Source organism: Pelosinus sp. sgz500959 (assembly GCF_042610375.1).
In the GTDB taxonomy this organism is placed as follows: domain Bacteria; phylum Bacillota; class Negativicutes; order DSM-13327; family DSM-13327; genus CTSoil-075.
In genome coordinates, this window is the sequence record NZ_JBGJZL010000007.1 from 245117 (window position 1) to 256328 (window position 11212).

Here is an 11212-nt window from a genome sequence, read left to right on the forward strand (position 1 = left end):
AATCTCCTTAATATCCAATTTTGATATATAAATAAGTAATTGGATATTTACAATGTTTTTCCTGCTTGATAAAATAATAAAAATATCAAAGAAGGGAGAGGCGTGAAAAATGGAAGAAATACAAAAGGATTTTTATTGTAACCCTGGGAAGTCGGAATTTTGGATAGGGGTACGTGATAGTCTCCCTCTTATAATTGGAGTGATACCATTTGGTATTACTTGTGGAATCATGGCCCTTGCCGCTGGACTTACGAGTGGAGAAACTCTTCTTATGTCGATGTTCGTATTTGCCGGAGCAGCTCAGTTTATTGCCATTACGATGCTAGGTGCTGGAGTGAGTGGGTGGGGACTTATTGTATTTACAACTTTGTTAATCAATTTGAGGCATCTTTTAATGGGGGCTTCTTTGGCGCCATATATGATTCGGTTGCCAATTTTTCTGCAAGCCTTGTTAAGTTTTGGGCTAGTTGATGAAACATATGCAATTGTAATTGATCGAATTCAAAAAAAAGGTTATAACGTGAATTATCAGATGGGTGCTAATGTAGCATTTTATAGTTTTTGGATAGTATCAACGGCAATGGGGGTAGTGCTAAGTGATTATATTTCTGATCCTTTAGCTTGGGGATTGGATTTTGCCATGCCTGCTATTTTTTTAGCTATGTTAATACCTCGTCTGGTTAACTCTACTGCTTTAGTCGTATGTGGGGTAGCGGCTGTAGTCTCTGTTATCTGTGCTCTATATTTACCAGGTAAATGGTATATTATTGTTACTTGTCTAGCAGCGATTCTTGTAGGCGGTATAATGGAAGAGAGGTCAACCTATGCGCAGTGAAATATTTTTTATTATTATAGGTATGGCAGTTGTTACTTTTTTTACTCGGTTTGCTTCAGCAATTTTGTTTAGGCAAACAGGAGTACCAGTTTGGTTTGAACGCTGGATGAAACATGTTCCGACAGGAATTTTGACAGCATTGATTATTCCAACATTACTCTTGCCCAAGGGTTATCTAGATGTGTCTACACAAAATCATTATTTGTTGGCGGGCGTGGTAGCGATTTTGGTTGCTTATCGATATAGAAGTGTTTTAGTGACCATGGGGGTTGGTTTAATGGTCATGTTGTCTATGCGGTGGTTTGGAGTATAGGAAAAAGACGAAAAGAAATAATAGGAATGGCAGGAATTTTTTTCATAATCAGCAAATTTAGTATTTACTATCTATTTTATTTCGAAGAAATCAAATCATGAGGGGGAATTTTATTATGTTTGCCAAACGGATGGAATCTCTTAAAGTATCTGCAATACGTGAAATATTAAAAATAACAGTGAATCCAGAAATTATTTCCTTTGCTGGAGGATTGCCAGCTCCTGAATTATTTCCTATTGAAGAAATGAAACGTGTCGCTATGGCGGTGCTGAATGACTCAGGATCTGAGGCGTTGCAGTATTCCATGACGGAAGGTTTTTTGCCTCTTAGAAAACAAATTGCTGATCGAATGAAAGATAAACTTAATATCGATCTTACGTATGAAAATATACAAATCATCAGCGGCTCCCAACAAGGGCTTGATTTATCTGGGAAGTTGTTTATTGATGAAGGTGATGTCATTCTATGCGAAAGTCCAACTTATCTAGCAGCGATCAGTGCTTTTAAAGCATATGGGCCAAAATTTATCGAAGTACCTACTGATGATGATGGTATGATTATCTCAGAATTGGAAAAAATCATAACGAAGACATCGAAAGTAAAGCTTATCTATGTCATTCCTGATTTTCAAAACCCCACAGGTCGAACCTGGTCTCTAAAGCGACGACAACAGTTTATGGAATTGATAAATCGCTATGAAATACCAGTAATTGAAGATAATCCTTATGGTGAATTGAGATTTGAAGGAGAACGGTTGCCAGCATTAAAGAGTCTTGACTCGAAAGGGTTGGTTATCTTTTTTAGCACTTTTTCCAAGATTTTTTGTCCTGGCTTGAGAGTAGGGTGGATTGCGGCCGATAAAAAGTTTTTAGAAAAGTACACGTTAATTAAGCAAGGTACTGATCTGCATACTTCCTCTATCAGTCAGCAAGAGATTTCTAAGTTTATTGAGCTATATGATTTGGATGCGAATATCGAAAAAATAAAAAGTGTATATAAGCAGCGAAGAGATATTATGATTGAGACCATGAAAAAGGAATTTCCCCCGGAAGTTAACTATACGTATCCTCAAGGCGGTTTATTTCTATGGGTGGAACTACCTTCTCATATTAAAGCTGAGGCCTTGTTGTTGACTTGTTTAGAACATAAGGTTGCTTTTGTACCAGGAGATTCATTTTTTCCTAACGGCGGTGTGGAAAATACACTGCGATTAAATTATTCTAATATGCCAGAAGAAAGAATTGTTGAAGGGATCAAACGCTTAGCAAAAGTTATTAAAGAATATAATAGAATTAAAGCATAAAATTTTTCAATAGAGACTTAGCGAAAGCTAGGTCTTTTCTTAAGCTAGGTTGACAACAAGTCAACTGTACTATTATTATGGAGTTAACAATGATCCTAGGGGGAATACTGATGCGGACAAAAATTTTAGAAATATTACGAAAGTGTCCTGATGAATATTTATCTGGTGAGGAGATCAGTCGACAATTAGAAGTTTCACGGACTGCGATTTGGAAACATATGCAAACTCTTAAACAAGCAGGCTATGAGATTGAAGCTCACCCACGTCGAGGTTATCGATTACAGAATCGGCCGGATCTTTTGTTGCCTTATGAAATTCGAGAAACTTTAAGTTCTAATATATTGGGTCAAAAAGAAATATTTTATTTTTCTGATGTCGAATCTACAAATACGGAAGCCAAGAAGCAAGCAAACCTAGGTTGTGCTGAAGGAACGATTGTGCTGTCTGAAGCTCAGAATAAGGGGCGAGGACGACTATCGCGGGGATGGTTTTCTCCTTCAAGTAAAGGTATTTGGCTATCGATTGTATTGCGACCACCTTTTAATCCTTATGATGCTCCTAAATGTACTCTGCTCGCTGCAGTTGCAGTAACAAAGGCAATTCGGAAAGTGACTCAAGTAGAATGCGGCATAAAGTGGCCTAATGATATTTTATATCAAGGGAAAAAACTGGTGGGTATTTTGACTGAAATGAGCGCAGAGATCGATGCTATTAATCACATCGTCATTGGTATGGGGATTAATGTGAACATTGAGGAAGAAGAATTCCCGGAAGAATTGAAGGAGATTGCTACTTCTTTAGCTATGATAACTGGACGAGAAATTTCTAGACTATCCTTATTAGACGCAGTACTTGTTGAATTAGAAGAAGCATACCACAAAGTAATTCAGCAAGGATTTACAGAAATGTTAGATGAATGGCGTCAACTCAGTGTTACTTTGGGCAAAAATGTAAATGTAATAGGTAGTGGCAGGGATTTTGGTGGATTAGCCGTTGATATTGATCAAGATGGTGCATTGTTGGTGCAAACTACTGAATGTTTAGAACGAGTTTTGGCGGGGGATGTATCAATCCGACCACAAATATGATTGAATATATCTTTTTCCTATGTTGACAGGAAGGCTAACAATTTATATACTGTGAGGTATGGGTTTTTAAGGACTATTTTTACATAATAATGTAACTGGAGGCTAAATTTTATGCTGTTAGTGTTTGATATAGGAAATACCAATATGGTACTAGGGGCTTATGAAGGCAAGGAATTGTTACAACATTGGCGAATATCAACAGATAGGCAAAAAACAGGCGATGAGTATGGAATGCTCATTAACAATCTTTTTACTTATGGTGGGCTTAGTATTAAAGATATTGAGGCGGTTATTATTTCTTCAGTAGTACCACCTCTTGTTGTACCTTTGGTTAAAATGTGCCAACGGTATTTTAGTGTAGAACCTTTGGTAGTGGGGCCTGGTATCAAGACTGGGATTTTTATAAAATATGAAAATCCGCGAGAAGTAGGAGCTGACCGTATTGTTAATGCAGTTGCTGCACATAATAAGTATAGTGGGCCACTTATTATTGTAGATTTTGGTACAGCTACAACTTTTTGTGCGATTGCTGAAAATGGTGATTACTTAGGTGGAGCCATTGCGCCTGGTATTGGCATTTCCACTGAGGCTTTGTTTCAACGTGCTGCTAAGTTACCGCGAATTGAACTGGTAAAACCTAAAAATGTCATATGCCGTAATACTGTTACAAGTATGCAATCTGGTATTATTTATGGATTTGTTGGACAAGTTGATGGAATTGTAAGCCGTATGAAAGAAGAATTAGGACAGGATGCTTTTGTTGTAGCGACAGGTGGATTAGCGAATCTGATTGCTATGGAGTCAAGTACGATTAATGCAGTAGAGCACTTTTTGACATTAGAAGGATTACAACTGATTTACCAACTTAATGTATAATTGTATTTATTGAGATTGGTACTTAGTGTTTGATTGATGCTTGGTTTACGACCGAGTGGCAAGCGCTAAGTACCAATTTCTAATTGAAAATAAGATTTTTAGTGAGGAAGATCATGTATGCAGATTGGTCATATAAATTTAGTAAACCCGGTTATTCTAGCACCAATGGCTGGTGTAACTGATCTGCCTTTTCGGTTACTGGCTAAAGAAATGGGCTGCGGCCTAGTATATTCGGAAATGGTTAGTGATAAAGGCTTACTATATAAAAATAATCATACGATGGATATGCTGGCGATTGATGAACGAGAGCGACCAGTATCTATGCAGATTTTTGGCTCAGACCCTGCAAGTATGGCTAAGGCCGCTCAATTTGTTGAGGCTGCAGGCACTAATATTATTGATATCAACATGGGGTGTCCAACTCCTAAAATTATAAAAAATGGTAGTGGCGCAGCCTTGATGTGCCAGCCTGAACTAGCCTATCGTATTATGGTGAGTGTCGTTGAAGCAGTGAAGGTTCCAGTGACTGTGAAAATTCGCAAGGGTTGGAATCTGACATCTATTAATGCTGTAGAAATGGCGAAACTTGCAGAAAAAGCTGGTATTTCTGCCATCGCTGTACATGGTCGTACGCGGGAACAATTTTATTCTGGAGATGCAGATTGGACTATTATACGTCAAGTCAAGGAAAGTGTGGGCATACCTGTTATTGGTAATGGGGATATTCGCACTCCTTATGATGCTGAGAAAATGTTAGTTGAAACAGGGTGCGATGGTCTGATGATTGGACGAGGGGCTCAGGGGAATCCTTGGATTTTTCGTCAAGTGACTCATTATCTAGAAACTGGTGAAATGATAGAACCACCAACGGCTTCGGAACGATTGGCAGTCATGCTTAGACATTTAGATATGCTAGTCGAATACAAGGGAGAACATTTAGGGATTAGGGAAATGCGTCGTCATGGCGCCTGGTATACCAAAGGACTACATCATTCTTCAGAGTTGCGTCTGAAATTTAACCAGGCTGTCTGTAAAGAGGATTTCATTGCTGCATTAGATGAATTTAGATAAAGAAGATTTGATTCAGTTGGTGTTTTAATACCAACTGAATCTTGGTGTGCCTTATCTAAAGGTTTACTGTTTTTTGGTCAATCGTATAAGATGGAGATCTTAAAATGATTTGGTCATGAGATCATTAGACAACTTGAAAATCGAGTAGTGAATCATTGTGATCATGAAATTTGTAAAAATGAAAAAAAAGTGCTAAAATATGTATGTGCACAGGAATGTGCACATATACTATGTTAGATTAAATGTATTTTTTTTGTGTGATATATGTTTATGACGAATCCTAGGAATGGTAAGTCTTTATAGGTATTAGGTGTGGGAGAGGATGACTCATGTTATTACGGATTGGTGAAAAAATCATCAACCGACAAAAGATTCATCAAATTATCGATGAAATGTTGGATATGCGTAGCCAAGGATTATCGCAACAAGAAGTCGCGAATCGAGTTGGTATTGATCGGACAGTAATTTCTAAACTTGAAACCGTGGGAGAGGTTCGTAAAGGTGGACGCGTGGCTTTGGTCGGCTTTCCAATTAAAAATTGTGAAGAACTAAGAATCATGGCAAAACAGGAAGGCGTTGATTATTCCCTGCTTATGTCAGAACAAGAACGTTGGGATTTTGTACAGAAAAAAACTGGCGTTGATTTTTTTAATGCTATTATGGAAATTATTTCTACATTACGTAATTATGATATTGTCATCCTACTGGGGTCAAATATGCGGATAAAATTGATTGAAACACTTTTAGATAAGGATGTTATTGGCATACAAATTGGTGCATCACCGATTGCTGAGGATAAATATGTTGACCCAGCAATCATAAGAGACATTGTACGACAATTGTATGGATCGCAGGGGGCATAATATGAAACGTGTTGTTAGTGTGAGTTTAGGATCATCAAGGCGTGACCATCAAGCAGTTGCTAATTTTGGTGGTCAGGATTTTTTAATTGAACGGATTGGTACTGATGGTGATAAAAAAAAAGCGATACAATTAATTAAGCAACTTGATGGTACAGTTGATGCTTTTGGTATGGGCGGGACTGATTTATATGTATATGCGGGCAATAAACGCTATACCTTTTCAGAATCAGCAGAAATTGCCGCTGCTGCTCAAAAAACACCGATTGTTGATGGCAGTGGTATTAAAAATACCTTAGAACGACGCGTTGTTCAGTACTTAGCCCGAGAAGGTGGAATAACCTTTAAAAATAAACCTGTGTTGGTCGTTTGTGCAGTTGATCGATTTGGTTTGGCAGAAGAGTTGGTAGCAGCAGGTAGTAAAACTGTATTTGGTGATTTGTTATTTGGTTTGGGTTTGCCAATTCCTATTTCGAGTCTGAATTATTTAGCAATGCTCGCTCGGGTGATTGCACCTATTATCACCAAGTTACCTGTTAGTTTATTTTATCCGACAGGTGATAATCAAGTGAAAACGACGCCACGTTTCAGTCAATATTTTAAAGAAGCAGAGATTATTGCTGGTGATTTCCATTTTATTCGCAGATATATGCCAGAACGATTGGATGGAAAATTAATTATAACGAATACTGTGACGCAAAAAGATGAAAAGCTACTACAAGACCGAGGTGTGGCTACATTGATTACGACTACACCAGAAATTGGTGGACGTTCCTTTGGTACTAACGTCTTAGAGGGTGTACTCGTAGCTTTATCAGGTAAGAGGCCAGAAGAACTAACCGTGGTTGATTATGGACATATTTTAGATCAAATAAATATTATGCCGCGTATTAAGCGGCTGTCTTAGTGAAAGGGGAGCATTTGTGTGGAAAAATTTGCCTTCGTTTTACATCCGCTCATTGCTAGAGATGTTAGCCGGAAGTTTCCATTTACTAAAAATTGGCCTGATGGCTTGGTTGAAGGGGTTCTCAAATATATTCCCCCATTTAAGACTTCGCATATCACAGGAATACAGTCAAGTCTAGCAGAGGGAGAAGGATGGTTTGTTACCTGCCCTCTAACATCGCGGCAAATGATTGAGATGCCTGAACAATATGTAGTACAAAAAATTATCAAAGCAGGTAAAGTTGCAGAAAAATTGGGTGCAAAAATTCTAGGACTCGGTGCATTTACTTCAATTGTAGGAGATGCTGGTATTACCATTGCCAAAAATTTGAATATTGCAGTAACCACAGGGAACAGTTATACTGTTGCTACAGCTCTTGAAGGTACAAGACAAGCAGCAAAAATAATGGGTATTGATTTACAACGTGCTAATGTGTTAGTGTTAGGTGCAACAGGTTCTATTGGCGCAGCCTGTGCACAAATTTTAGCAAGAGAAGTTCGGTACTTAACGCTGGCAGCACGTAATGAAGAAAAAATGGAAAAACTTGCTGAGCAAATTTTGCGAAAAACTGGGTTAGCTGTGAAAATAACTGCTAATACTAAATCTGCATTGAAATCTGCTGATATTGTTATTGCTGTGACCAGCGCAGTCGATAGCATTATTGAACCTGAAGATTTAAAATCAGGAGCGATTGTATGTGATGTGGCAAGACCTCGCAATGTTTCTCGGCGTGTGGCTGAAATGCGTAATGATATATTAGTGATTGAAGGTGGCGTGGTTGAAGTACCAGGTCATGTTAATTTCGGTCTTAATTTCGGTTTTCCTGATGGAACAGCCTATGCTTGTATGGCTGAAACCATGATCTTATCTTTAGAACAAAGATATGAAAACTTTACACTAGGCCGTGACTTAACTGTCAAACAGGTGGAGACCATTGAAAAATTGGCAGTAAAACATGGTTTTAAGTTAGCTGGGTTTCGTAGTTTTGAGAGGGCCATTACCGCAGAGGAAATTGCCATTATTAAAGCGAATGTTACTACAAAGCATGAAGAACAAAGGAGGGGAATAAGTTAGAAAATATTGACAAAGTGTACTTTTGTACCTATAATTAATTGCATAATAAGTGGGCTTTTAACCTGCTGATGAAAGTGTCAAGTTTTTCACTTGACACTATTTATATTCCCTTATAGGCATATATTGAGTATATTTATTATAGCGTGATTATTTTATAACCAGACATTTTGAAGTGATGGTATCATTGTGTCAAAGAAGATTACTGCAGAATACAATAGTGTAAAAAATTAAGAATGAAAATTAAAGGAGATTGGAAACGAATGGCTGAAAAACAATTTATCCTCACTGCTGAGGGATTGAAAAAGATAGAGCAGAAATTTGATCATCTAAAATCAGTACGTCGTCGGGAAGTCGCTGAAAGAATTAAACAAGCAATTGAATTTGGTGATATTAGCGAAAACTCTGAGTACGAAGATGCGAAAAATGAACAAGCCTTTATTGAGGGAGAAATTATAACCTTAGAAAAAATGCTAAGAAACAGTAAATTGATTGACGAAGATGAAGTTGGAACTGATGTTGTATCAATTGGCGCTATTGTCGTTTTGAAAGATCTAGAATTTGGAGATGAGTTGGAGTATGCGATCGTTGGTTCGGCAGAAGCTGATCCGGCTGAACTTAAAATTTCCAATGAATCACCTGTTGGTCAAGCAATTTTAGGTCAAAAAGTAGGCAGTGTTGTTGAAGTGAACGTCCCAGCTGGTATTCTGAAATATGAAGTATTAGAAATACGTAGAGTAAAAAATTAATTGCAATTATTGTTTTTATAAAAAACGAAAGTATATACATGGAGTTTTAAATTACATTCCAAAAAAAGGGAGAAGTTAGGAGAGAAATAGATATGACAGAAGTGAATACGCAAGAGAATCAAAAAAATGAAGATTTAAATGAACTTATGCGTGTGCGGCGTGAAAAAATGGTAGCAATGGAGACTAAAGGAATTGAGCCATTTGCTCGTAAATATAATGTAACTCATCATGCTAGTGATATCATTTCCGATTTTGAAAAACTCGAAGGTCAGTCTGTGCAGTTAGCCGGAAGAATCATGGCAATACGTGGTCATGGTAAAACGAGTTTTGTTAATTTGATGGATATGTCTGGTCGTGTGCAAGTTTATTTTCGTCAAGATGCTGTTGGAGAAAGTGAATATGAGAACTTTAAACTACTTGATATTGGTGATATGATCGGTATTGAGGGAACTGTTTTTAGAACTCAACGTGGTGAAATTAGTGTGAAAATAAGCACTTTTGAAATTTTAGCAAAATCTCTTAGACCTCTGCCAGAAAAATGGCATGGATTAAAAGATGTAGAAACTCGCTATCGCCAACGTTATCTTGATTTAATTGTAAACCCTGAAGTTAAGAATACTTTTGTAACACGTAGTAAAATTATTAAATCATTACGACGTATTTTAGATGAGCGTGATTATTTGGAAGTAGAGACGCCAATGATGCATCCAATTGCAGGTGGTGCAGCTGCTCGTCCTTTTACAACCCATCATAATGCATTAGATATGAATTTATATATGAGAATTGCTCCCGAACTTTATCTTAAAAGATTGATTGTTGGTGGCTTTGAACGTGTATATGAAGTTGGACGTGTATTCAGAAATGAAGGAATCTCTATTCGTCATAATCCTGAATTTACTATCGTGGAATTATACCAGGCCTATGCAGATTATCAGGATCTTATGCGCTTAACTGAAGATGTAGTATCAGGTATAGCCTTAGAGGTTCTTGGTACAACTCAAGTTGTTTATCAAGGGCAAGAAATCAACTTTGCACCACCTTGGAATCGGATCACTATGCCAGAAGCTGTTAAAAAATATACAGATGTTGATTTTGATAAAGTTAAAACCGTTGAAGAGGCGCGTGAAATTGCGGATCGTTTAGGGGTTAAGTATGAAAGTAAACATGGTATTGGTGGAATTCTCAATAATATATTTGAAGATAAAGTTGAAGAGCATTTGATTCAACCAACTTTTATTATTGGTCATCCTACAGAAATTTCTCCTTTGGCAAAACGTAATAAGGAAAATCCAGAAATAACGGATCGTTTTGAAGTTTTCGTTTTTGGACGAGAACTTGCGAATGGATTTTCTGAATTAAATGACCCTATTGATCAAGAAGGGCGTTTTAATTCTCAAGTTGAACAGAGAGAATCTGGTGATATAGAAGCTCATATGATGGATCATGATTATATTAATGCTTTAGAATATGGTTTGCCACCAACAGGTGGACTTGGAATAGGTATTGATCGTTTAGTCATGTTCCTCACAGATAGCTATTCGATCAGAGATGTTCTTCTTTTCCCTCATATGAGACATAAAGAATAATACTATGTAGCTAAAGAAGGCAGGCGAGCTGAGAACTCGCTTGTCTTTTTTTTGAGCAATGAAACAATATAAGGTTCTTGTATAGAAAGGAATCGTCTGCTTTTTACGAGTATTGTTGCTCCGCGTCGTTAGTGTATTCATGCCATAGTATTTTATTTGATAGACTCTTTTAAGAGTATGCACATAGAGATAATAGTCTTATTTAAAAAAGTGGTTTAGGATTTTTGGGAAAATAAGAAGTTTTATTGTTGACAAGAAGATTTTGTTATGGTATCATAATATTCGCACTAGAGAAGTGCTTGAGCAAGAAAAATTCTTAAAAAATAAAACATTGACATGTACGATCAACTATGATAGTATATATAAATGTTGGTGGTCGAAAGCGACCAGGTGTTCTTTGAAAACTAAACAATGTAAGTAAAGTTAAAATAAGCCAGATGTGCCGTACTCGTTTTGAGTACACACATGTCGGGTCACGCAAGTGATACTGACACAAGTAAGTTTTTTAAAGAGC

11 protein-coding genes are annotated in these 11212 nt (G+C 37.2%); all 11 read left to right on the forward strand.

Going from position 1 to position 11212, the window contains the following annotated elements; translation table 11 throughout:
- Positions 1-109 precede the first annotated feature (109 nt).
- The 11 genes from ACAN52_RS13170 (at position 110) to lysS (ending at position 10698) form a co-directional block, all read left to right on the forward strand.
- Complete coding sequence (locus tag ACAN52_RS13170; protein WP_378955351.1) at positions 110-835, forward strand: AzlC family ABC transporter permease; 726 nt, start codon at positions 110-112, stop codon at positions 833-835.
- Positions 825-1148, forward strand: a complete 324-nt coding sequence (locus tag ACAN52_RS13175) for an AzlD domain-containing protein (RefSeq protein ID WP_378955352.1) — start codon at positions 825-827, stop codon at positions 1146-1148. Before ACAN52_RS13170 ends, ACAN52_RS13175 begins: the two co-directional genes overlap by 11 nt.
- A 115-nt stretch (positions 1149-1263) precedes the next feature.
- Positions 1264-2451 carry a PLP-dependent aminotransferase family protein gene (locus tag ACAN52_RS13180; protein WP_378955354.1) on the forward strand — a complete coding sequence of 396 codons (1188 nt, stop codon included), beginning with the start codon at positions 1264-1266 and terminating at the stop codon, positions 2449-2451.
- Between the two features lie 110 nt (positions 2452-2561).
- Positions 2562-3539, forward strand: a complete 978-nt coding sequence (locus ACAN52_RS13185) for a biotin--[acetyl-CoA-carboxylase] ligase (RefSeq protein ID WP_378955355.1) — start codon at positions 2562-2564, stop codon at positions 3537-3539.
- Between the two features lie 111 nt (positions 3540-3650).
- Complete coding sequence (locus tag ACAN52_RS13190; RefSeq protein WP_378955356.1) at positions 3651-4415, forward strand: type III pantothenate kinase; 765 nt, start codon at positions 3651-3653, stop codon at positions 4413-4415.
- Between the two features lie 117 nt (positions 4416-4532).
- Positions 4533-5486 carry a tRNA dihydrouridine synthase DusB gene (dusB, locus tag ACAN52_RS13195; protein ID WP_378955357.1) on the forward strand — a complete coding sequence of 318 codons (954 nt, stop codon included), beginning with the start codon at positions 4533-4535 and terminating at the stop codon, positions 5484-5486.
- 329 nt (positions 5487-5815) lie between these two features.
- Complete coding sequence (locus ACAN52_RS13200; protein ID WP_378955358.1) at positions 5816-6349, forward strand: helix-turn-helix domain-containing protein; 534 nt, start codon at positions 5816-5818, stop codon at positions 6347-6349.
- Between the two features lies 1 nt (position 6350).
- Positions 6351-7253 (forward strand): quinate 5-dehydrogenase, encoded by a 903-nt coding sequence (locus tag ACAN52_RS13205; RefSeq protein WP_378955359.1) that lies wholly within the window; start codon positions 6351-6353, stop codon positions 7251-7253.
- Between the two features lie 18 nt (positions 7254-7271).
- Complete coding sequence (locus ACAN52_RS13210; protein ID WP_378955361.1) at positions 7272-8366, forward strand: saccharopine dehydrogenase NADP-binding domain-containing protein; 1095 nt, start codon at positions 7272-7274, stop codon at positions 8364-8366.
- Between the two features lie 260 nt (positions 8367-8626).
- On the forward strand, positions 8627-9112 hold the full coding sequence (greA, locus tag ACAN52_RS13215; protein ID WP_378955362.1) for a transcription elongation factor GreA: 486 nt from the start codon (positions 8627-8629) through the stop codon (positions 9110-9112).
- Positions 9113-9204: 92 nt separating this feature from the next.
- Complete coding sequence (lysS, locus tag ACAN52_RS13220) at positions 9205-10698, forward strand: lysine--tRNA ligase (protein WP_378955363.1); 1494 nt, start codon at positions 9205-9207, stop codon at positions 10696-10698.
- Positions 10699-11212 lie beyond the last annotated feature (514 nt).

Coding starts and splice junctions, on each gene's coding strand:
- ACAN52_RS13170 (WP_378955351.1), top strand. CDS start 110: ATGGAAGAAATACAAAAGGATTTTTATTGTAACCCTGGGAAGTCGGAA.
- ACAN52_RS13175 (WP_378955352.1), top strand. CDS start 825: ATGCGCAGTGAAATATTTTTTATTATTATAGGTATGGCAGTTGTTACT.
- ACAN52_RS13180 (WP_378955354.1), top strand. CDS start 1,264: ATGTTTGCCAAACGGATGGAATCTCTTAAAGTATCTGCAATACGTGAA.
- ACAN52_RS13185 (WP_378955355.1), top strand. CDS start 2,562: ATGCGGACAAAAATTTTAGAAATATTACGAAAGTGTCCTGATGAATAT.
- ACAN52_RS13190 (WP_378955356.1), top strand. CDS start 3,651: ATGCTGTTAGTGTTTGATATAGGAAATACCAATATGGTACTAGGGGCT.
- dusB (WP_378955357.1), top strand. CDS start 4,533: ATGCAGATTGGTCATATAAATTTAGTAAACCCGGTTATTCTAGCACCA.
- ACAN52_RS13200 (WP_378955358.1), top strand. CDS start 5,816: ATGTTATTACGGATTGGTGAAAAAATCATCAACCGACAAAAGATTCAT.
- ACAN52_RS13205 (WP_378955359.1), top strand. CDS start 6,351: ATGAAACGTGTTGTTAGTGTGAGTTTAGGATCATCAAGGCGTGACCAT.
- greA (WP_378955362.1), top strand. CDS start 8,627: ATGGCTGAAAAACAATTTATCCTCACTGCTGAGGGATTGAAAAAGATA.
- lysS (WP_378955363.1), top strand. CDS start 9,205: ATGACAGAAGTGAATACGCAAGAGAATCAAAAAAATGAAGATTTAAAT.